The 21282-nt window shown below is 67.1% G+C and carries 19 protein-coding genes and 1 pseudogene; 8 read left to right on the forward strand and 12 right to left on the reverse strand.

Translation table 11 applies throughout. The features are described 5' to 3' along the window. Window positions 1-1536: an acyl-CoA carboxylase subunit beta gene (locus UAA55_RS17120; RefSeq protein WP_322954195.1), complete on the reverse strand. Its 1536-nt coding sequence runs from the start codon at window positions 1534-1536 to the stop codon at window positions 1-3. A gap of 200 nt (window positions 1537-1736) precedes the next feature. Between UAA55_RS17120 and UAA55_RS17125 the strand changes: the two genes are divergently transcribed. Beyond that, window positions 1737-3173 (forward strand): helix-turn-helix domain-containing protein, encoded by a 1437-nt coding sequence (locus UAA55_RS17125; protein WP_322954196.1) that lies wholly within the window; start codon window positions 1737-1739, stop codon window positions 3171-3173. Between the two features lie 3 nt (window positions 3174-3176). On the opposite strand, the gene UAA55_RS17130 is transcribed toward UAA55_RS17125, so the two are convergent. Continuing rightward, entirely contained in the window at window positions 3177-3893 is a 717-nt protein-coding gene (locus UAA55_RS17130) for an MgtC/SapB family protein (protein WP_322954197.1), read from the reverse strand. Between the two features lie 155 nt (window positions 3894-4048). Here UAA55_RS17130 and msrB point away from each other — a divergent pair, with 155 nt between their 5' ends. Then, window positions 4049-4447, forward strand: coding sequence for a peptide-methionine (R)-S-oxide reductase MsrB (gene msrB / locus UAA55_RS17135; RefSeq protein WP_322954200.1), 399 nt, complete (start codon window positions 4049-4051; stop codon window positions 4445-4447). A gap of 12 nt (window positions 4448-4459) precedes the next feature. Here the strand turns inward: msrB and UAA55_RS17140 are convergent, their stop codons facing one another. Further along, window positions 4460-4873 (reverse strand): hypothetical protein, encoded by a 414-nt coding sequence (locus tag UAA55_RS17140; protein ID WP_322954201.1) that lies wholly within the window; start codon window positions 4871-4873, stop codon window positions 4460-4462. 210 nt (window positions 4874-5083) lie between these two features. On the opposite strand from UAA55_RS17140, the gene UAA55_RS17145 reads away from it, so the two are divergent. Further along, window positions 5084-5911, forward strand: coding sequence for a hypothetical protein (locus UAA55_RS17145; protein ID WP_322954202.1), 828 nt, complete (start codon window positions 5084-5086; stop codon window positions 5909-5911). 19 nt (window positions 5912-5930) lie between these two features. Then, window positions 5931-6509 carry a DUF4269 domain-containing protein gene (locus tag UAA55_RS17150; RefSeq protein WP_322954204.1) on the forward strand — a complete coding sequence of 193 codons (579 nt, stop codon included), beginning with the start codon at window positions 5931-5933 and terminating at the stop codon, window positions 6507-6509. On the opposite strand, the gene UAA55_RS17155 is transcribed toward UAA55_RS17150, so the two are convergent. Next, window positions 6469-7380, reverse strand: a complete 912-nt coding sequence (locus UAA55_RS17155; RefSeq protein WP_322954206.1) for an EamA family transporter — start codon at window positions 7378-7380, stop codon at window positions 6469-6471. The two genes, UAA55_RS17150 and UAA55_RS17155, sit on opposite strands and share 41 nt — an antisense overlap. A gap of 137 nt (window positions 7381-7517) precedes the next feature. Here UAA55_RS17155 and UAA55_RS17160 point away from each other — a divergent pair, with 137 nt between their 5' ends. Beyond that, entirely contained in the window at window positions 7518-8015 is a 498-nt protein-coding gene (locus UAA55_RS17160) for an Lrp/AsnC family transcriptional regulator (protein WP_322954208.1), read from the forward strand. 158 nt (window positions 8016-8173) lie between these two features. On the opposite strand, the gene UAA55_RS17165 is transcribed toward UAA55_RS17160, so the two are convergent. Further along, window positions 8174-8977: a hypothetical protein gene (locus tag UAA55_RS17165; RefSeq protein WP_322954209.1), complete on the reverse strand. Its 804-nt coding sequence runs from the start codon at window positions 8975-8977 to the stop codon at window positions 8174-8176. A gap of 134 nt (window positions 8978-9111) precedes the next feature. Then, window positions 9112-9624: a hypothetical protein gene (locus UAA55_RS17170; RefSeq protein WP_322954211.1), complete on the reverse strand. Its 513-nt coding sequence runs from the start codon at window positions 9622-9624 to the stop codon at window positions 9112-9114. Between the two features lie 250 nt (window positions 9625-9874). On the opposite strand from UAA55_RS17170, the gene UAA55_RS17175 reads away from it, so the two are divergent. Further along, window positions 9875-10531: a response regulator transcription factor gene (locus UAA55_RS17175; protein WP_322954212.1), complete on the forward strand. Its 657-nt coding sequence runs from the start codon at window positions 9875-9877 to the stop codon at window positions 10529-10531. A gap of 56 nt (window positions 10532-10587) precedes the next feature. Here UAA55_RS17175 and UAA55_RS17180 read toward each other — a convergent pair whose 3' ends face one another. Both UAA55_RS17180 and UAA55_RS17185 read right to left on the reverse strand, forming a co-directional pair. After that, window positions 10588-11067: a hypothetical protein gene (locus UAA55_RS17180; RefSeq protein WP_322954214.1), complete on the reverse strand. Its 480-nt coding sequence runs from the start codon at window positions 11065-11067 to the stop codon at window positions 10588-10590. 82 nt (window positions 11068-11149) lie between these two features. After that, entirely contained in the window at window positions 11150-12406 is a 1257-nt protein-coding gene (locus tag UAA55_RS17185) for a cupin domain-containing protein (RefSeq protein WP_322954215.1), read from the reverse strand. Between the two features lie 208 nt (window positions 12407-12614). On the opposite strand from UAA55_RS17185, the gene UAA55_RS17190 reads away from it, so the two are divergent. After that, complete coding sequence (locus tag UAA55_RS17190; protein WP_322954216.1) at window positions 12615-13478, forward strand: LysR family transcriptional regulator; 864 nt, start codon at window positions 12615-12617, stop codon at window positions 13476-13478. On the opposite strand, the gene UAA55_RS17195 is transcribed toward UAA55_RS17190, so the two are convergent. Next, entirely contained in the window at window positions 13479-14147 is a 669-nt protein-coding gene (locus UAA55_RS17195; RefSeq protein ID WP_322954217.1) for an HAD-IA family hydrolase, read from the reverse strand. A 104-nt stretch (window positions 14148-14251) separates the two neighbouring features. Further along, a pseudogene (locus tag UAA55_RS17200) lies at window positions 14252-15254 on the reverse strand (glutathione S-transferase family protein). A 483-nt stretch (window positions 15255-15737) separates the two neighbouring features. On the opposite strand from UAA55_RS17200, the gene UAA55_RS17205 reads away from it, so the two are divergent. After that, entirely contained in the window at window positions 15738-17162 is a 1425-nt protein-coding gene (locus UAA55_RS17205; protein WP_322954219.1) for a mannose-1-phosphate guanylyltransferase/mannose-6-phosphate isomerase, read from the forward strand. 42 nt (window positions 17163-17204) lie between these two features. On the opposite strand, the gene UAA55_RS17210 is transcribed toward UAA55_RS17205, so the two are convergent. After that, a complete protein-coding gene (locus UAA55_RS17210) occupies window positions 17205-18575 on the reverse strand; it encodes a hypothetical protein (protein WP_322954220.1) in 1371 nt (456 codons plus the stop codon). A gap of 445 nt (window positions 18576-19020) precedes the next feature. Then, window positions 19021-20988 carry an SPFH domain-containing protein gene (locus tag UAA55_RS17215; protein WP_322954222.1) on the reverse strand — a complete coding sequence of 656 codons (1968 nt, stop codon included), beginning with the start codon at window positions 20986-20988 and terminating at the stop codon, window positions 19021-19023. Between the last annotated feature and the right edge of the window lie 294 nt (window positions 20989-21282).

Here is a 21282-nt window from a genome sequence, read left to right on the forward strand (position 1 = left end):
TCAGAGCGGCAGGTTGTCGTGCTTCTTCCAGGGGTTCTCCAGCTTCTTGTTCTTGAGCATGGAGAACGCCTTGATCAGGCGGCGGCGGGTGTTGTGCGGCATGATGATGTCGTCGATGTACCCGCGCGAGGCCGCGACGAAGGGGTTGGCGAACTTCTGCCGGTATTCCTCCGTCCGCGCGTCGATCTTGGCCGCGTCGCCAATGTCGGCGCGGAAGATGATCTCGACGGCGCCCTTCGGCCCCATCACCGCGATCTCTGCCGACGGCCAGGCATAGTTGACGTCGCCGCGCAGGTGCTTGGACGCCATGACGTCATAGGCGCCGCCATAGGCCTTGCGCGTGATCAGCGTGACCTTGGGCACGGTGGCCTCGGCATAGGCGAACAGCAGCTTGGCGCCGTGCTTGATGATGCCGTTGTATTCCTGCGCCGTGCCGGGCAGGAAGCCGGGCACGTCCACCAGGGTGCAGATCGGGATGTTGAAGGCGTCGCAGAAGCGCACGAAGCGGGCGGCCTTGATGGAACTGTCGATGTCCAGGCAGCCGGCCAGCACCAGCGGCTGGTTGGCCACGAAGCCCACGGTGGACCCGTTCAGCCGGCCGAAGCCGATGATGATGTTTTTGGCGTAATCCGGCTGCAGCTCGAAGAAATCGCCCTCGTCCACGACCTTCAGGATCAGTTCCTTCATGTCGTAGGGCTTGTTGGGGTTGGCCGGCACCAAGGTGCCCAGCGACGGTTCCGGCCGGTCGACCGGGTCGGCGGTCACGCGGATCGGCGCCTGTTCCCGGTTGGACAGGGGCAGGAAGTCGAAGAAGCGGCGGGTGTGCAGCAGCGCCTCGACATCATTGTTGAACGCGAGGTCGGCCACGCCGGACTTGGCGGTGTGGGTCACGGCCCCGCCCAACTCCTCCGCCGTCACCACCTCATGCGTCACCGTCTTCACCACGTCCGGGCCGGTGACGAACATGTAACTGCTGTCCTTCACCATGAAGATGAAGTCGGTCATGGCCGGGCTGTAGACGGCGCCGCCGGCGCAGGGGCCCATGATCAGCGACAGCTGCGGCACCACGCCGGAGGCCAGGACGTTGCGCTGGAACACCTCGGCATAGCCGCCCAGGCTGGCCACACCTTCCTGGATGCGGGCGCCGCCGCTGTCGTTCAGGCCGATGACGGGAGCGCCCACCTTCATCGCCTGGTCCATGATCTTGCAGATCTTCTCGGCATGCGCCTCGGAGAGGGAGCCGCCGAAGACCGTGAAGTCCTGGCTGAAGACGAAGACCAGGCGGCCGTTGATGGTGCCGTGGCCGGTCACCACGCCGTCGCCCGGCACCTTCTGCTCCGCCATGCCGAAGTCGGCGCAGCGGTGCTCCACGAACATGTCCCATTCCTCGAAGGAACCGGCGTCCAGCAACAGCTCCAACCGCTCGCGGGCCGTCAGCTTGCCCTTGGCGTGCTGGGCCGCGACGCGCTTCTCACCGCCGCCGGCGCGGGCGCCCTGGCGTTTGGCTTCGAGGGTTTCAATGACCGTGAGCGTCAACGCCCGTCTCCTGACCGGTTATGGGTGCGCCGGATGGCGGCTGTTTTTGGGTGTGGCGATGGCGGCGGGGCCGCCTGGATTGACAGCTGCGATGTTTGCAAACAGTTTGATCCCAGTTCAAGCCGATGCCACGCGAAATCGTGCGACGCTGGGGTGGTTAATTTGTGAAGTTTGTAAAATCGAGTGAGGGTGCGACGGCCATGGCGGGCAAGATTTTCGCGGGCGAACGGGTGCGGCAGCTGCGTCAGCAACGGGGCATGGCGCTGTCCGCCCTGGCCCAGGCCAGCCAGCTGTCCATGAGCTATTTAAGCCAGATCGAAAACAATCAACGCCCCCTCAGCACGGCGGCGCTCGCGGCCATCTCCGCCGTGTTCGGGGTGGAACCGCGCCATTTCGCCGACGACAGCGACTTGCGCCTGGGCAGCGAACTGCGCGAGGTGCTGGGCGACCCACTGTTCGCCGACGACGCCTCCAGCCTCAGCGCCATCAGCGACGCGGTACGCGCCGCCCCCGGTATCGCCGGCCAGTTCATCAAGCTCTACCGCGCCTACCAGCATTTGATGGAGGAGGGGGCGCGCCACCGTCTGGACCAGGATCTGGAAACGGAGACCGGCGGCACCGCGCCCTTCCCCTACGACGACGTGCGCGACTTCGTGCAGAGCAAGCGCAACCACTTCGCCAGCCTGGACGTGGCGGCGGAGACCCTGTTCGAAAGCCAGGGTTTCACCGCCACCCGCCTGCTGGAGGACCTGATCGACTACCTTCGGGACCGTCACGGCGTCACCTGCGCCGTCTCGGCGGCGCTGGGCGGGGAGGGGGTGCTGTGGCGCTACGATCCCGCGCTGCGCCAGCTGCACCTGGCGGAGAGCGCGCCGCGCGAAAGCCGGGCCTTCTTCCTGGCGCAGCAGATCGGCCGCATGCAGTTCGCCCCCCTGATCGAGGAGGAGGTGCGCAAGGCGCCGTTGAGCAGCCCCGAGGCGCGCGGCCTGGCCTACACGGGCCTCGCCAATTACTTCGCCGGCGCGCTGATCCTGCCCTATGGCCGCTTCCTCACCCAGGCGCGGGCCGTGCGCCATGACATCGAGCGGTTGCAGCACCATTTCGGCACCAGTTTCGAGCAGGTGTGCCACCGGCTCAGCACCATGCAGCGGCCGGGCAACGCCGGCATCCCCTTCTACTTCCTGAAGGTCGACCGGGCGGGCAACATCTTCAAGCGCAGCAGCGCCACCCGTTTCCAGTTCGCCCGCTTCGGCGGCGCCTGCCCCTTATGGAACGTGCACGAGGCCTTCGCCCAGCCGGGCCGCATCCTGGTGCAGGTGGCGCGCACGCCGGACGGCATCACCTATCTCTGCATCGCCCGCACCGTCACCATGACCGGCGGCGGCCACCTGTCCCGCCCGCGTGAGGCGGCGCTGGGCCTGGGCTGCGAGATCAGCCACGCTGGCGACTTGGTCTACGCGGCTGGCCTGGATGTGCAGAACCAGGAGACGGCGGTGCCCATCGGTTCCAGCTGCAAGGTCTGCGACCGCGACGACTGCCGCCACCGCGCCTTCCCCTCCATCGGCCGTGGCTTGGCCATCGCCGGGCATGAGCGCCATGTGGTGCCGTTCAGCATGACGCCGGCGGGGGTGAAGTAATCCTTAACTCTCCGGCTCCGCCCGTTCCACTTCCCAACTGATGGCGTAGACGTAGGGCTCCAGGCTGAGGCGCCCCACCATCTGCTCCAGCGCCGCGTCGTTGCGGGTGGGGGAGACGGCCTTGGCGGTCACATCCACCTTGGTGGTGTCCGGCACGTCCTGGCTGTCGATGCGGCGCAGGCCCAGGCCGCCATGGGTCAGGGCGTGCATGAGCAGGGAGCGGATGTGCGCCTCCTCCGCCCCCTTGCAGGTGACGGAGACGGTGTAATGGGTCACGACGTCCGTCGCCACCAAGATGCGGCGGTTCAGGCGGCGCACCAGGGGACGCAGGATCAGGTTGGTGACGATGACGAAGCCGGCGGCCGCCAGGCTGGGCAGCCAGTAGCCGCCGCCGGCGAAGGTGCCGACCATGGCGGAGCACCAGAGGGTGGCGGCGGTGTTCAGGCCGTGGACGTTCACACCCTCGCGCAAAATCACGCCCGCGCCCAGGAAGCCGATGCCCGACACCACTTGCGCCGCCACGCGGGTGGGGTCGCCTTGGTTCACCATGGCCGAGAAGATGACGAAGCCGGCGGAACCCAGGGCCACCAGGGCGTTGGTGCGCAGGCCGGCCATCTTCTGGTGCAGCTGGCGCTCGAAGCCGATGCCGGAGCCCAGGGTCAGGGCCGTGGCCAGACGCAGCACGACTTCCAAGGGGTTGGTCAGGTCGCCGGTTATCATCCTGTATTCTCTTGTCTTTGGCGCCGCGCCGATCGGCACCGTTTATGGCGCCGGCCGGACGATAAGGCAAGCCGCCGGGCGGCCAAGCCCCTGTGGCAATCCGCGCGCCGAAGGCCCATATCGGTAGCGACTTGGTAAAAAAGGAGCGTCAGGTCATGGATGGCGAATACGAAGTGGTGCGCACGGATGAGGAATGGCGCCAGCTGCTGACGCCCGAGCAGTACGCCGTCATGCGCGGCCACGGCACGGAACGGCCGGGGAGCTGCGCCCTGAACCACGAGAAGCGGCCGGGCACCTTCTTTTGCGCCGGCTGCGGCCAGCCGCTGTTCCAGTCCACCCGCAAATTCGAGAGCGGCACCGGCTGGCCCAGCTTCAACGACCCGGTCGAGGGGTCCGTCGCCACCACTGTGGACCGCAGCTACGGCATGGTGCGGACCGAGGTGCATTGCGCCCGCTGCGGCAGCCACCTGGGCCATGTCTTCCCCGACGGCCCGCCGCCGACCGGGGAGCGCTACTGCATCAACGGCGTGGCGATGACCTTCGAAGCGGATTGAGGTTTTGGGCGCTCAATGCCGGCCCAGCTTGCCCGCGGCGGGGCCGGCGGCGCTGACCGCCTGGTCGGCGCATTTGTTCAGCGTGTTCTCCTGGCAGGTGACCTCGGTGAGGCCCAGTGTCTGGCCCTGGGCGGAGGCGTAGCGGATAGGGAAGGCCAGCCTGTAGTGGATACCCGCGCGCGCCGCCGCCGTGGGGCCCTGCACCACCACGATCAGGGAATTGGCCCGATGGCCGCTGCTGAGCACGAACGCGTCGTCGCGGGCGAAGGCTTGCGCGACGGCGCCGGCCAGGGCGACCGTGACATCGTCATCGCCGCCGCGCAGTACCTCCACCTCGGTTGGCGCGCCAGCCCGGGTGGATGCCGGAAGACACAGGTTGGACACGCCCGCCACCGCCGCCACCGTCATCATTCCGCGCAGGTTCATCGCAGTCTTCCTCACCCAAGGCCCGTACCCACCTTCACGCAAAACGCCAACGCCGCCAACGCCGCCGTGCGGAGCGACCTGGAAGAGCGGCAGGTGCTCGGCCCATCGCCCCCATGGCGGGTAAGTCTGTGAGGTGAATTTCGTATAGGTTGCGGATTGTTTCGCTTTCCGGCATATCTGACCCAAGTCACTTGAATTCTGGGGGCTGGGATGCGGGCAACGATCATCATGGGTGTGTCGGCTTTGGTGCTGATGGCGGGGTGCGCCGCCACGGGCCAGGGAACATCCGGCTCCGGTGCGCCCGCCTCGATCACCACCGCCACGGCGGCCCAGCTTTTCGCCCGGTCCCTGAACGCGGCGGCGGTGGCGCGGCCCGATCTGTTGGGGCCGGATTTGGTGCGCATCGCCTCCGACAACACCAAGCTGATCTGGCGCGACGCCCCTCATGGGCGCCAGGTGCTGGTGGCCTCCATCATGGCCGCTTCAGCCTATGAGAAGTACTACGCCGGCAAGGCGGGCGGCACCTCGCCAGACAGCTGGGGCACCATGTGGGTGACGGCCGTGCCGCAACTGCAGGAATTCTGTGGCGGTGCCGCCGGCGACGCGGCCGCCAAGACCGAGCGGGTAAAGCAGTATCTGGGCCTGGACCCGTCCCGCGACTATTCCGAAGTGGTGGAGATGTGGGTGGCGCCCGAGGCGCTGGCCCGCCCGTGCCCGGATACGGACGTGACCGCCGCCCACTGCACCCTGGACGCCTCCGCCACCGTGGCCCGGCCCAGCTGTGCCGCCGGCGAGGCCGCTTGCCTGGAAAAGCAAGGCTATTGGGACTGGTTCGCCCGCAACATGCGCGTCAACTATGTCGAAGGCGGCGCGCCCTGGACGCGCTTGGGCTACACCTATGACTGGCATCCCCAGACCGGCGCGCCGGATGGCGCGGTGCGCTATGGCGCCAGCGAATTCATCCTGAAGCCCAGTCGTCCCTACGATATCCGTGCCGCCCACACCCTGGCCGACTACTGCCGCAAGCCGGCGGCCTGAGGCCAACGGAGGCGGCGCCATGTGGCACAATCGCTGGACGGCAAAACCGCCCTACCGGGACGCCTTGGCCCGCACCGGCATTGTCGAGGCGCTGGCCGCGTTCGGTCCCCGGGTCGCGGGCACGCCGCCCCTGGGCCTGGACCTGCCGTCCAGCGATATCGACATCCTCTGCCACGCCCGGGACGCGGCCGCCTTCGCCAAGGCGCTGTGGGCCCTGGGCGCGGAATGGGAAGGTTTCACCCTGCATCAGTGGCGTCAGGCGCCGCGCCCGGTCATCGGCCGTTTCCGCGCCCATGGCTGGGCCTTTGAAGTCTTCGGCAGCCCCGACCCGGTGGAGATGCAGGCGGGCTGGCGGCACTTCATGGTGGAGGCGCGGCTATTGGCCCTGGGGGGACCGGGCCTGCGCGCCGCCGTCATGGCGGCCCGGCTGGCGGGGCTGAAGACCGAACCGGCCTTCGCCCAGGTGCTGAAGCTGCGGGGGGAACCCTACGCCGCCCTGCTGCTGCTGGCGGCCGCGCCGGATGACCGGCTGGCGGCCTTGGTGGCCGTCGCCGGCTTTACTCCGGCAGCACGGGGGACGCCGGACGGCGGGCGCTGAGCGTGGCGCCGATGGAGGCCACCATGATAGTGGCGATGGCCAGCCAATGCAGGGGCGACAGCGCTTCACCCAGCAGCATCATGGCCATCAGGGCCCCCACCGCCGGTTCCGCGCTCGTCAGCGTACTGAAGGTCTGGGCCGGCAGGCGGCGCATCGCGAACATCTCCAGCGTGTAGGGCAGGGCGCTGGACAGGGCCCCGACCATGACGGCGCTGCCCAGGATGGCGGGCTGGAACAGGGTGGCCGCCCCTGTCTGGGCGATGCCGACGGGCAGCACCAGGCTGGCGGCGATCAGCGTGCCCGCGGCCGTCGCCTGGGTGCCATGGGCGCCGCCCACCTTCTTGCCGGCCACGATGTACAGCGCCCAGAATACGCCAGCCCCCAGGGCGCAGGCGATACCGTACGGGTCCAGTTGCGCCGCCGACCGCTCCAGTGGCAGCAGCAACGCCAACCCAGCCACCGCCAGCCCGATCCACAGGAAGTCGACCCGGCGGCGGGATGATAGCAGCGCCAGGCCTAGCGGCCCCGTGAACTCCACCGCGATGGCGATGCCCACCGGAATGGTCTGCAGCGCCTGGTAGAACAGGAAGTTCATGACCCCCATGGCGCCACCGTAAACCAGCAGCGGCCGCCAGCTTTTCCGCGTCAGGCGCAGACGCCAGGGCCGCAGCAGCAGGGTCAGCATGATGGCCGCCGTGGTCAGCCGTAGGGCGGTGGTGCCCTGGGGACCCGTGATGGGGAACAGCGTCTTGGCGATCGACGCGCCTGTGGTGACCGACACCATGGCGGCGAACAGGGCCAGCAAAGGCAGGACCGGGAGCAGGCGGGCGGCCCACGGCAGGGACCGGGGTAGGGTGGTGTCGTGGGACATGGGGGCGATCGATGAAGGGGGCTGGAACGCCTGGAACCTCAAGCGCCACGACAGTTTAGCGGTTTGGCCCGTCTAAACGTGTCAATTATGGTCGATCCATGATAATTTTTATCACACGAGATGTGCATGAGACATAAATGATATCGCCTGACCTTGATGCCATCGATGCCAAGCTATTGGAACAGCTGCAGGGCGATGCCCGCTTGCCCATGCCGGTGTTGGCCGAACGGGTGGGCTTGTCCGGCCCGGCCTGCTACCGCCGTGTTCGCCGCCTGCGCGAGACGGGCGCCATCGAGCGCGAGGTCGCCATCGTCCGGCCGCGCACCCTGGGCTGGCCCTTGACCATGGTGGTGCTGGTGACTTTGGAGCGCGACAGCGGCCGCGCCACTGATGCCGGCGGCGGGCACATCATCGACCAGTTCATGCGCAAGATCGCCGCCGTGCCGGAGGTGGTGGAGGCCTGGTACGTCACCGGCGATCACGACTTCGCCCTGCGCATCGTGGCTCGTGACATGGAGGGCTATGACGAATTGACCCGGCGCATCCTTCTGAACGATGAAAACGTTCGCACGTTCAAGACCTTGGTCGTCATGCGGCAAGCCAAGGCGCTGAGCCCGGTACCGGCCGACGGTTAGACCTGCGATCTATTTCCATAACGTATATTATCGGTTTTTCCTATGTAGGCGCAAAGTTAAACTGTCAGTCCAGAGCAAAGTAGAAGTGTCAGTCTTCCGGTTGGGTGGTGCCAGCTGGGAGGCCGTGATGCCACCGCGTGCCAAGCCGAGCGATAGCGTCAGTCATTATGCGGGAACAGCGCGCGCAGGACGGCGGCCTTCCTCTGCGTGTACTGGCCGACGATACCTTCCAGATCATAATCGGCCCAGTCGACCCTCACCGCCCGCGCGTAATGCGTGAGGGTATTCACCGCGTGGAAGAAGTGATTCTTCTCCGTGCCGCCGCAGTGCACCGTGATCCAGCGTAGCGGGCGGGTGGTGTCTTCGTCGGTGTAGTGGTACTGGTCGACCAGCCAGCGCTTGAACAACGGCAGGATGAACTCGACCTCGCCATGCGTGTAAATCTCGTGCGTCAGGGTGGTCAGCAGGCCCAGCGCGACGTCGGGCTCGCGCAAGGACATATGGTCCTTCCACTTCTTGAAGTCGGCCGCGGCCGGGTCGATGTAGCGGGTCTGCAGCCAAGCGTCGTCGCCGACGATGCTGGTCGCCATGGTGTGGAACAGCGTCGAATGCAGGATCTTGTGCGTCACCGCCAGATCTTCATCGATGATGCGGTGCAGGGCGACCAGGCTTTGCAGCAAGGCTTGGGTGTCGACAACCGGTTCGCCGCGATGCAGCTTCAGGGTCAGTCGATTGCTGATGCCGGCGACCGTCATGGCGCTGTTGTTGGTCTGGCTCCAACTGGCGAAGAACCGCCGCAGGGTCTCGGCGTCCTGTCGGCCCGCGGTCAGGACCTTGAAGCCATTCTCTATGGTGGCGAAGGCCGCCGGGTGGCTTGAGAAGCCCTGCAGCAGCGGCTCCCGGAACGGACCGTCGGGCATGATGCGCAATACGGGCAGGATGTGCGCGCTCAGGTTTTCCATATGAAAATCCCCCCACGAAATGGATCGCGGCGCCGACGGCGAAGGCCATTTATATTGATTAACGTTCGCGATTAATTTCGATGTTCTTCGAAAGAATATTAAATACTGTATTCTCTATTGTCGTTCTTGCGACATCAAGCATCCGGCTCCCCTCCCCTCACGATGACGACATCATCTTGCAGCGCTTGGTGCAGGCGCCGGACGGCGATGCGGGCGCCGGTGATGGTGACGTCTGGACCGTCAACGCGCACCTCCACGGCGCTTTCCCGCCATTCCAGCCAAGACAGGTACCACGGCGTCGCCAGGCGGTAGAGGATGCGGCCGCCAGTACGTTCGGCGGGCTGGTACTTGATGCCAGCCAGGATGTCGGCGGCCTTCGCGGCGACGATGCCGGGATAGGCCGCTGTCAGCCGCCACTGGAACGGCAGAACCTCATAAGGCGCCCGCAGGGACCCGGCGAGGCCACCGATCAGGGTGCCGGCGATGACGTCGGTGTGCAGAGGCCCTTGGCCGAACAGGCGCAGCAAGCCGGAAAAAACGAGCAGGGCGGCGGTGGTCCCCGCCAGGGTGCCGGCGCTGTGGCAAACGAGCTGCCGGAGGGATTGGAAGATCAGGACCTGACGCCAGCGGGGCAGAAGGCACTGCATGTCGACCTGCTGTTCCTCTCAGCCGGATGCTCGCGTCATGGATAGCTGAAGCTACGGCCTTTTGCAACCATGACGTTTAGATACACCCCTTGGCGCGCGCCTCCGTTCCGGTTGGCGCTGGATGGTAAAATCAGGACCCATACCTTGATATAATGGCTCTGGGCGTCGCGCAGGCCCATGGATGGGGCGCGGGGAGGCCTTCGGTCGATCACGACGCACAGGCTTGGCGCCAGACAGCGGGGGACGGGCAATGACGGGTACGGTTGCGGCATCGGCGGAAAGCCTGATCTGCGTCATCGATGACGACGCGGAGGTGCGAGGTTCCCTCGAAAGCTTCCTCAGATCCTGCGACTATGCGGTCCGTACCTTCGCCAGCCCCGACGCCTTCCTGGCCTGCGACGCGGCGGACGCCGCCGCCTGCCTGGTGCTGGACGTCCAGTTGGGCGACGCCAACGGCCTGGATTTCCAAGAACAGCTGCTGGGCAGCGACAGCCACCTGCCCGTCATCCTGATCAGCGGCCATGGTGACATCCCCATGACGGTCCGCGCCATGAAGGCCGGTGCCGTCACCTTCCTGCCCAAGCCCTTCGAGGAGGACGAGATGCTGCGTGCCATAGCCGAGGCGGTGGCGCGCGACCGCGAACGGCGGGCCAAGCGGAACGAAAGCGCCCTGCTGCGCGCGCGCTATGACGGCCTTACCGGGCGTGAGCGTGACGTGATGGGTCTGGTCACCGCCGGGCTGATGAACAAGCAGATCGCCGGCCGCTTGGCCCTGAGCGAGATCACGGTGAAAATCCACCGGGGCAACCTGATGCGTAAGATGGAGGCGGAGTCCCTGGCCGACCTGGTGCGCATGGCCGAGGCCCTGGGAGTGCGCGAGGCCGTGTCCCGCTACAACCACGGCTGAAACGCCCTGCCTCGCCGAAGCTGGGCCTTGTCATCCCTTCCATCGCGGGCCGTTGGTCAGAAGCCCTTCAGCGCTTTGTACAGGTGGCGGACGGCGATACGGGCACCGGTGATGGTGACATCGGCGCCCTGCACGCGCACCTCCACGGCGCATTCCCGCCAGCGTAGCCAAGCGAGTGACGGGGCCTGTGCCAAGCGATAGAGGGTCCGTTCGCCCGATCGCTCCGCCGGCAGATAATCGATGCGCGCCAGAAGTACCGCGGCGCGATCCGCGACCAGGCCGGGATAGCCGCTGCTGAGCCGCCATCGCACCGGCTGAACCTCGTAGGGGACGCGCAGGGAAATGGCGATGGCGAAGGCCAGCGTTCCGGCCAGGATGTCGGACGGGATGGTGCCGTGGCCCATAAGGCGCGGCAGCCCGACGAACAGGAAGAAGCCGGCCGCGACACCACCCAGTGTGCCGGCACCGTAGGAGGCCATTCGGCGGGGCGACTGGAACAACAGGATTTGCCGCCAGGCGGGCAATACGCTGCGCATGGTGGAGCATCCCAAAAGACCGCCAGCCGCCAGGGATCAGAGGGCGGCCGGCGGGAAGTTTGTGGGAGGGCCAAGGTCGCGCTCAGGCCGGGAGGACGTCCCAGCGGGCCTTGTTGAACTGCCGGATCAGGTTGGGATCCATGTTGGTGTGCTGGGCCACCAGTTCCGGCGGGGTGCAGGCCAGCCACTGGGCCAGCGAGACCTCCTGGAAACGGTCGGCCTTGAAAATCTCCAGGAACACCAGGTCTTCGGTGCCGGTGTTCTGGACATAATGGCCGAAGCTCTTCTTGACGTAGCCCAGGTCGCCGGGGCGGAAGTCGGCCGTCTGGGCGCGGGGGCCGGTGTTGAACACGGTCATGCGGCCCTGCCCCTTCAGATAGTACTGCCACTCGTCGGCGTTGGGGTGCCAGTGCAGTTCCCGCAAGCCGCCTGGCTTGATGGTGACCAGGGCGGCGGCGATGGTCTTGCTGACCGGGAAGTTGCGGCTGTCCACCACCTTGACCGAGCCGCCCTTGGTGACGCGGGTGGGCTTCATCGTGCCCATGGAGAAGGTGAACTCATACTCCGGCTCCCCATCCGGCGAGCGCACGGCCCTCTGCACCTCCTCCAGCGGCGGGATGGGGTCCTTGGCCTGGTAGATCCACAGGTCGTCCACGGGGATGTTCTTGAAGGCGCTTTGCGGCAGGCCGAAATTATCGGCCAGCACCTCGGGCGGGGTGTGGGCCATCCATTCCGTCAGCAGCAGGGTGTTGAACTCCGACGCGCGGCCGTTGTCGAACACCAGGGTGAACTCGGCCCCGCTGGTGCCGATGCCCTGCAGGGAGTGCGGCAGGCCCGGCGGGAAGTACCAGAGGTCGCCTTCCTTCACGTCGCGCACGGCCGGGCGGCCGTCGGCGTCGATGACGGTGATACGGCACTTGCCGTCGGTCATCACCGCCCACTCCGCCTGCTGGTGCCAGTGCAGCTCACGCACACCCCCCGGCCCCAGGCGCATGTTCACGCCGGACACCGCCTCGGAGATCGCGAAGTCGGCCTGGGTCACCTCGCGCGCCCAGCCACCGTCCTGGATGCGCTTGTGGGCGTTGTTGAACGAGGCCCAGAACAGGTCCATGCCGGCCACGTCGGTGGCGGGCGGGTCCTGGAAGGACGGGAACTGGCTGGCCAGCCCCGGGTTTTGCGGCCCCGGCTCCTGCCCGGCGATGGGGTTGGACAGGTTGACGCGGCCCTGGGCCGGCCGATCGGGATTGCCGAAGGTGGCGGCGCCGGCGGAGTTCGCGGCGGCGGCCGCCGCCGCCACGGCGCCGGCCGCGATGATATTGCGCCTGGTGAAGTCGGTCATGACGGGTACCTCGGGCAAGGCACGGCTGTCCCCTCCCCTCATACGAGAGGATGATTTCCAAAACCGTCTGGGGCTGCTGTGCTCTTCTGGGACGATTTGTCGCCGGGTGACCCACCATTAAACCCAATGACTTGGTCCCGGCACAGCCAATATGGCTGAGGCATCGGAAGATGGGCAGAAATAACAGTTATTATTGGATGCAATGACGGTGTTCGATCTCAATCAACTACGGACCTTCCTGGCCGTCGCCGACGCGCGCCACTTCACGGTGGCGGGCACGACCCTGGGCATCAGCCAGTCCACCGTCAGCCAGCACATCCGCCGGCTGGAAGCCGCCTGCGGCCGCCAGTTGTTCGAGCGCGACACCCACACCGTGGTGCTGACGGCCGACGGCGCGGTGCTGGCGGAACTGGCGCGCGACATCGTGGGGCTCAGCCGCCAGGCGGCCGACTATTTCGCCGACAGCGCGCCGCGAGGCCGGGTGCGCCTGGGCGTGTCGGACGATCTGACCCTGACCCGCCTGGCCGACCTGCTGCGCGACGTGGGCCGCGCCAACCCGAATCTGAGTGTGGAACTGACGGTGGGGCTGACCAGCCTGTTGTACCAGAAGCTGGACACCGGCCGGCTGGACCTGGTGTTCGCCAAGCGCCAATCCGGCGATGATCGCGGCACGCTGATCCATCGCGAGCGGCTGGTCTGGCTGGCCCACCCGGATCTGGCGCTGGTTGCGGACGAAGCCGTGCCCCTGGTGCTCTACCCCAACGCCTCCATCACCAGCACCCTGGCGATGGAGGCCCTGAACGGCGCCCGGCGAACCTGGTTCGTCGCCTGCTCCAGCGAGACGCTGGCGGGCCTGCGGGCGGGGGCGCAGGCGGGCTTGGGCGTGATGGCGCAGTCACCCCTGCTGATGCGGGCGCCCGGATCCGACCTGGTGGAGGTGGACGCGCGCGCCGCCCTGCCCCCCTTGGGGGAGGTGGAGTTCGTCGTGCTGGGCCGCAGCCGCCACCTGCAAGGCGCGCCGGCGGCCCTGGCCGATCTGATCATCGAAAAGGGCCCCGGGCTCTGGGCCTAGTCAATCGCGCGGGGTGACCCGCAGGCGCCCATCCGCCTGTACCGTGGCCCGCAGCCGTTCATAATTCGGCACCAAGGGGTGGCGGGTTTCCAGGGGCTGGTGATGGGTGGCGGTGATGACGGCAACGGCGGCGCCGGCTGCCTCCCCGGCCGCGATGCCGGCGGGCGCGTCCTCCCACACCAGGCAATCCTCTGGCGTCACCTCCAGCCGGCGGGCGGCCAGCAGGAAGGGATCAGGCGCCGGCTTGCCCCGGCTGACGTCGTCGGCGGTGATCATCACCGGCGGCGGGGTCAGGCCGGCCGCCATGAGGCGCACATGGGCCAGGGCGCGGGGGGCCGAGGTCACCACCGCCCAGCACGCGGGCGGCAGGGCGGCGACGAACGCCGGCGCGCCGGGGATGGCCACAGTGCCCGTCACGTCATCGATCTCATCCCGTGTCAGCTGGGCCGCCTCGGCCTCCACGTCCGTGCCAGGCGGCGCCCAGCGGCGGATGGTCTCCACCGCACGCACCCCGTGCATGGTGGCCAGCACCGGTGCCGGATCCAGGCCATGGCGCCGGGCCCAGCGGGACCACACGCGGTTGGCGGAGGCGATGCTGTCGATCAGGGTGCCATCCATGTCGAACAGGAAAGCGGCGAAGGTGCGGTCGGCGTGGGGAATGGCAGGCATGGGTCCAGCGGCGTGGTCGGGTTGCCACTATCCTGCGATGGGGATGGCAATCCTGTCGACGCACGCGGACGCAAGGCACCGCCGATGTCGTCGGGCTTGTTTTCTCACACCGGCAGTGGATCGCCCGGCGACACCCGTTCCCGGCTATGCGGCTTGCCATAGTCCAACGCCGGCCCCACGGGCACGATGCCGGTGGGATTGATGGAACGGTGGCTTTCGTAATAGTGGCCCTTGATGTGCGTCAGGTTGACCGTCCCGGCCACGCCCGGCAGCTGGTACAGGTCGCGCAGGTAGGCGGAAAGGTTGGCGTAGTCGGCGATGCGGCGGATGTTGCACTTGAAGTGGCCGACATAGACGGGATCGAAGCGCACCAGGGTGGTGAACAGGCGGATGTCCGCCTCCGTCACATGGTCGCCGGTCAGGAATTGACGGCTGGCCAGGCGATCGTCCAGCCAGTCCAGGCTCTCGAACAGGGGGCCGATGGCCTCCTCATAGGCGGCCTGGGTGGTGGCGAAGCCCGCCTTGTAGACGCCGTTGTTGACGGTGTCGTAGATGCGGGCGTTCAGCGCGTCAATCTCCGGCCGCAGCGCCTGGGGATAATAATCGCCCGGCTTGGCGCCCACGCCGTCGAACGCGCCGTTGAACATGCGGATGATCTCAGAGGAACTCGTTGTTCACGATGGTCCGCCGCTGCTTGTCCCACAGCACCGGCACCGTGACCCGGCCGCTGTAGCGCGGATCGGCCGCCTGGTAGACCTGGTACAACACGCGGGCGTTGTTCACCGTATCGGGCACCGTGCCCGGCCCCTCGGCAAAGGTCCACCCCTCCTCCAGCATGCGCCAATGCACGACGGAGACGCTGATGGCGCCTTCCAGCCCCTTCAGCGCGCGCATGATCAGGGTGCGATGGGCCCAGGGACAGGCGAGGCTGACGTACAGGTGGTAGCGGCCGGCTTCCGCCTTGAAGCCCCCGTCCCCGTTGGGCCCGGCGGATCCGTCGGCCGTGACCCAGTTGCGGAAGGCGCTGTCCTTGCGCACGAAGCGGCCGCCCGTCGACTTGGTCTCATACCAGACGTCGCGCCATTCACCCTCAACCAGCAAACCCATGGTCCGTCTCCTGTGATCCTGGCCAGCGTTTTGGTGCCGGCCGTCGGATGGTAGATAGCGCCGACGCGAACCGGGCGGCAGGCCCATAATTGTGCGGCTATCATTCAGGAAACCGGAACGGTGCCGGGCGGTTCCGGAATGCCGCCGCCGCGTGCGCGATCTCATCAATACGCATAGGCAAGGTGGTTGAGGAATTCCGCCGTGATATCCTGGAGAGACGCTGCTGGACCGAGGCTTGAATCCCGCTGGAACCGCCTATGTTGTTGGCCATGCCCAACTCCCGTTTCAGCGGATCAATAATCAAGTACGTTTTGGCCGTTGGAAAATATGATCCTCGAAATAGATCATTGTCAGGCTTCAGTTTGATTAAAAATCAATCGGGTCGCGACCATACGCCGTAAATCACGCACCGCCACCAAAATGTAATTATTCGCATCCGGGGTGCGAATGGTACCGGGTGGCGGAATTTGGCCAGGGGACGTCATGGACAAGGCGCAGATACTTCCGCTGATCCTGTCGGGTGGCTCCGGCACGCGGCTGTGGCCGTTGTCGCGCGAGCTCTACCCCAAGCAGTTCCTGCCCCTGACGGGCGAGATGTCGCTGTTGCAGCAGACCCTGCACCGCTGCCATCAGGCGGGCTTGGGGCCGGCCATGATCATCGCCAGCCATGAGCACCGCTTCGTGGTGGCGGAGCAGGCGCGCGCCATCGACCTGCAACTGGACAGCCTGTTCCTGGAACCGCTGGCCCGCAACACGGCGCCGGCCATCGCCGCCGCCGCCTTGGTCGCGGCCACCACGCGGCCCGACCGGCTGATGCTGGTCCTGCCGGCCGACCATTCCATCGTGGATGAGGCCGCCTGGCGCGCGGCGCTGGATATCGCCATCCCGGCGGCGGTCGATGGCGCCTTCGTCACCTTCGGCATCGAGGCGACGCGGGCGGAGACGGGCTATGGCTACATCCGCAAGGGGGACGGATTGGCGGGGTGCGCCGGTGGCTTCCGGGTCGCGGAGTTCGTGGAAAAGCCGGATCGCGCCACGGCTGAGGACTACCTCGCGGGCGGCCAGCACCTTTGGAACAGCGGTATGTTCCTGTTCCGCGCCGACCGCCTGGTGGAGGAACTGGGCCGGTTCGAGCCCAAGCTGATCGAGGCGGTGCGCGAGGCGGTGGAGCGGCGCGCCGGTGACCTGGACTTCCAGCGCCTGGACGCCGACACCTTCGCCAAGGCGCCCTCCATATCCATCGACGACGCCCTGTTCGCCCGCACGGCCCATGCCGCGGTGGTGCCCTGCAGCATCGGGTGGAGCGATGTCGGCTCCTGGAAATCCCTGCTGGATGTGCTGCCCGTGGACGACAAGGGCAATTTCCTGCACGGCGACGTGGTGCTGGAGGATACCACGGGCAGTTATGTCCGCACCGACGGCATCCTGACCACCGTGCTGGGCATGGACAACGTCATCGTCGTCACGACGCCGGACGCCGTGCTGGTCGCCAACAAGGACCGCATGGATGGCCTGAAGGGCATTGTCGCCACCCTGAAGAAGGGCAACCGGCGCGAGGCGCTGGCCCGTCCCCGTGTCTACCGTCCCTGGGGCTATTACCAGACCCTGCATGAGGGGGAGCGTTTCCAGGTGAAACGCCTGACGGTGAAGCCGGGGCACAAGCTCTCCTTGCAGAAGCATTTCCACCGGGCGGAGCACTGGGTGGTGGTGAACGGCACCGCCACCGTCACCCGCGACGGCGAAACCCACATCGTGAGGGAAAACGAGTCCATCTACCTGCCGCTGGGCAGCACCCACCGGCTGGAAAACGCGGGCAAGATCCCGCTGAACCTGATCGAGGTCCAGTCCGGCCCCTACCTGGGGGAGGATGACATCGTTCGCCTGGAAGACAGTTACGGCCGCGTCTGACGGCCAAGGCCGCCGTGCGGGAACCAAGCGCAGGCGACCCCCTCAGCGCTGGGCGGCTTCGGTCCCGTCCGGCGCCACCGCGCGGATGACCGCCCGCGTATCGCGCCCCACCTGGCGCATGCGGTCGGCCACCAGGCCGGCCAGCTTGGCCTGCTCCGCCGCCGTGGCCTGGCGGGACAGCGCGTAGAGGTCGGCGTCCTTGCCATCCAGGTTGGTGGCGGCATCCGAGACGTAGCGGGCGGGGAAGCTGCGCTCCACCTGGGCGTCCAGCGCGTCGGCCGCGGCCACCGACTGCACGCTGCTGACATCGCGCAGGGTGGTGGGTTGCAGCCGCTGCACGGTCGCGTCGCCGCTGGTGTCGCGCAGGGCGGCCACCAGCGGGTCGTCCTTGTCGCCCTGGGCCAAGGCGGCGGTCATGCGGTTCTTCTGGTAATTTTCCAGCGCCGTGTGGCGGTTGGTGACGCGGTTCAGGGCCGCGATCCTGGGCCCATGCACCCCCACCTTGTCCAGCACGCTGGTCCATAGCATGGAAACCGTTCCGACCCCCGGCAGGACGCGGGCGTGGTAGGGCTGCGCCATGTCCTGGACATAGTGGGCGGCCCATCCGGCGAAGCGCCAGCCCCAATAGGGGTGGCCCTGGGCGAAGGCGAAGCGCGACAGGGTCATGTACAAATGGACCCGCGCCTCAGGGTAGGTGTGCTGAAGGAAGGGGGCGGCCTTATAGAGGATGCCGGCCTCGTGATAGAAGCCCATATGGAAGGGCGCCTGGCTGCCATAGTCCAGCAGCGGATTGCCGAAGGGCTGTGGACCGAAATTGTAGAGCGCCCCCTGCTTCTGGCCATTGTCCTGGAACAAGCCGATATCCAGTCCGAAATCGGGTTCATCAGTGGCGGTGGCGATCACGTCCGCCACGCTCAGCGCCTCTCCCTCCTCCACCCGCTCTATCCGCTTCTGGTCGATGTCGCCAGCGTCCTTCAGGATGCTGAGCGCCGACCACGTCATCTCCCGGCCCGCCGCCGCGACCGTGCCGGGCTGGCGCTGTAGGTAGAGTGCGAAGGGCACGTCCTCGTTAACGCGGATGGCATGGACGAAGGCCTGTTTCAGCGCCGCCGGCTCCGCCCCGTCCGCCGCCTTGAATGCCAGGGCATCCGGTCGGGGGGCATAGAAGGGCACATTGGCCCGCGCCCATTGCTCCTCCTCGTCCAGCACCTTGGGCAGGGCCGCCGCCTCCATGGCCAGGAAGGTGGTCAGTGCCTCGGCCGGCACGCTGTGGCCGGCCACCTGCGGCATCGTCCCCACCGCATCCCAGGTGCACAGGGCGTGGCCGCTCCACGCCCACGCCACCGGCTGGGCGGCGAAGAAGAAGGCGGCCGTCAGGCACAGGCAGCGGCGAAGGGGGCGGAAGTGGCGCATCTAAGACCCTGTTTTCTCGGGACCATCAAGGATGGACCGGACCATACCCGGGTTCGAAGTCATTTCCGAGACAGTCACCCCGGTGAGGGCGGCCACCCTCCCCGACCATTGGCTGCGTAACCTAGTCGCCCGACAACGTCGATTACGTTATGAAGGGAGGCGTCATCCATGTGGTCTTGAGGCCATGGCTCCCTTCCCACCCGTGCGCGCCATGATGTGTGACATGGCCCTCTGCGCTCTCTCCTTCGCGTATATTTGTGGCGCGTTCATCCTAGCGAGCCACCACCCTTTGCAAGCCATCCTCCTCCTGGCCGTCGGCATTTTGCCTATATTGTTGATGGTCAAATGATTGTGGCCGCGTGGCGCCCTGGTGCGATTGGCCTCGCGACAGATGAATAAAAAGGCCGGATCGTTTCCGACCCGGCCTTCCTGAGCCCATTGGACCTTACGCCGCCGTCTCCGGCTGCTTGCCGCGCTGTTTCACCAGCTGATCCAGTCCGCCCTGGGCCATCAGCAGGCTGATCAGGGCGTCCACCAAGGTGCCGTGACCGGCCTCGCCGCCGCCCATGGCCACGGTGGGCACCAGCGGCACCTTAGCCTGGGTGATGGCACCGCTCAGCATGGCGGCCACTTCCTTGGACAAGGCCATCTCCGCGCCACCGAAGGCATCGACCTGGGCCTTGGCCGCCTGGGCGTTGGCGTCGCCGATGGCGGCCACGCGGTCGGCCTCGGCGCGGCCCTCGGTGCGGGTGCGCATGGCGGTCGCCTCGGCCATCACCTTGGTCGCCTCCGCCTCCTGAGTCTTGCGGGCCAGCTCGGCGCGGCCGTGGTTCTGCGCCACCTCGATGGACACCGACGACTTGGTCAGGTCGCCCTGCGCCGCCGCCCGGGCTTCGGCCGCGCGCAGTTCCAGTTCCTTGGCGGCCGCCACCTGCTGGCTTTCATAGGTTTCCACCTTCTCCCGGGCGACCTGGCGGGCGCGCAGCTGTTCAAAGATGGTGTCGATGTGGGTGTCGCCCTTGGCCGCGCGCGGCGTGCCGATCATGACCTCCTTCACGTTCAGGCGGTACTTGGCGAAGCGCCCGGTCATGGCGGCCAGGGCCTCGCGCTGCACCTCGGCCCGCTGGTTCACCAGCTCGATCAGGGTGCGGCTTTGCGCGGCGTCCTTGAACCAGGCGCTGACCATGGGGTCCAGGGTCTGCTCCACTAGCTTCTTGATGTCCGCGAACTGCTGCACCACCCAGGGGGCGTCGTCGTAACCGATGTGCACGACGATGGACAGGGGCAGCACCGGCTCGAACGCGTCCTTGGTGATCAGCTTGATCTCCGCCAAATTGTCGTCGAAGCCGTGGGCCTCGCTGCGCCCCTCGATCCAGCGCAGGACGAAGTTGGTGGTGGGCACCGTGCTGACCTTCACGGCATAGGGGTTGATGGCGTACTTGCCCGGGTGCAGGGCCGTTTGCCAGACGCCGCGCTGGCCCTGCTGCACCAACTCGCCATGCTTATGATCCGTGCCCGACACGTCGGTGCCGCGCGGACCGGTGAAGCTGACCACCACGCCGACGTTGCCGATCTCCACCTGGGTCTTGGGCCGCACCTCGATGGTGGCGAACAGGCGGTTGATGTAGTAGGTGCCCTCCACCAGAACCTGTTCCTGCCGGCCCCGGCGGCCGCCGGCGGCCAGGAAGGTCTCCGGATCCTGGAAGGAATTGTGGAAGGTGGCGCCGTCGGCGGCGTGGGTGCCCACCGTGGGGGCGATGATCTCGCCATGGTCCAGGGCGGGGCCGTCGTGGACGGTGACCACGCCCACCGCGTCCTCATGGTCGCGGATGATCAGGGGACGGAAGCCGTTACGCTCCTCGATCATCTCGCGCATGGTCTCCACGGCGCGCGCGTCGCTGGCATCGCCCAGCACCACGGCGTGGGTGGCCGATTCCGTGAAGACGATGAACTGCGCCGTGTTGATGGCGTAGACGCCCTCCCGCAGGATGCGGCGCTGGGGGCCACGCTGGCCGCCTTGGCTCACGAAGGCGCGGGCGTTCTCCACCCCCACGCCGACCGGCCAGCGGGCCAGCGCCTGGGCGTTGGGCAGGGCCTGGCCGCCGCGGGCGAAGATATAGGCCAGGCTGCCCTGGGGTACCGTCACCAGGTTGGCGCGGTGCACGCGGTATTGCAGCGGCATGAAGAAATGAAATCCGCCGCGCAACGTTTCCGGCCGGAAGCCGGCCTCGCCCGCCAGCGCCAGGAAGCCCTCTTCAACCGAGCCGCCCAGGGCCCAGAGCTTCTCGACGATGCCCACGGCATCGTTGCGGATGTAGACGACGGCACCGGTGACAAACGCCAGGATGAGCACGCCCAGGACGCCGCCCGCCAGATAAAGCGTGGTGAGCGCCCAGGAAGGGAACTCCAGCATGGAAGCCTCGTTCAACGGACCATGATGTGGGCGCCCGATCCGGATCCGTGACGGAATCAGGGCGCAGTACCGCCGTTGCCGACGCCCAGACATAGGGCGCCCGGCAGGCGGAATGGGGGGAATTGGGGGATGTGTCAGGAGGCCGCCGGTGTCAGGGGCGGCGCTGGCTCATGCCGATATCGATGAAGCCTTAGACACGAGAGCCGGTCGCGGCGCGGACGGGCCGCTGGCGGGAGGGACAGGAACCGGAACGCCGCATTCTTGGGCACCCGAACCGTTTGTCGATGGCAGGGA

It is taken from the genome of Nitrospirillum guanabarense (assembly GCF_034653355.1).
Classification (GTDB): domain Bacteria; phylum Pseudomonadota; class Alphaproteobacteria; order Azospirillales; family Azospirillaceae; genus Nitrospirillum.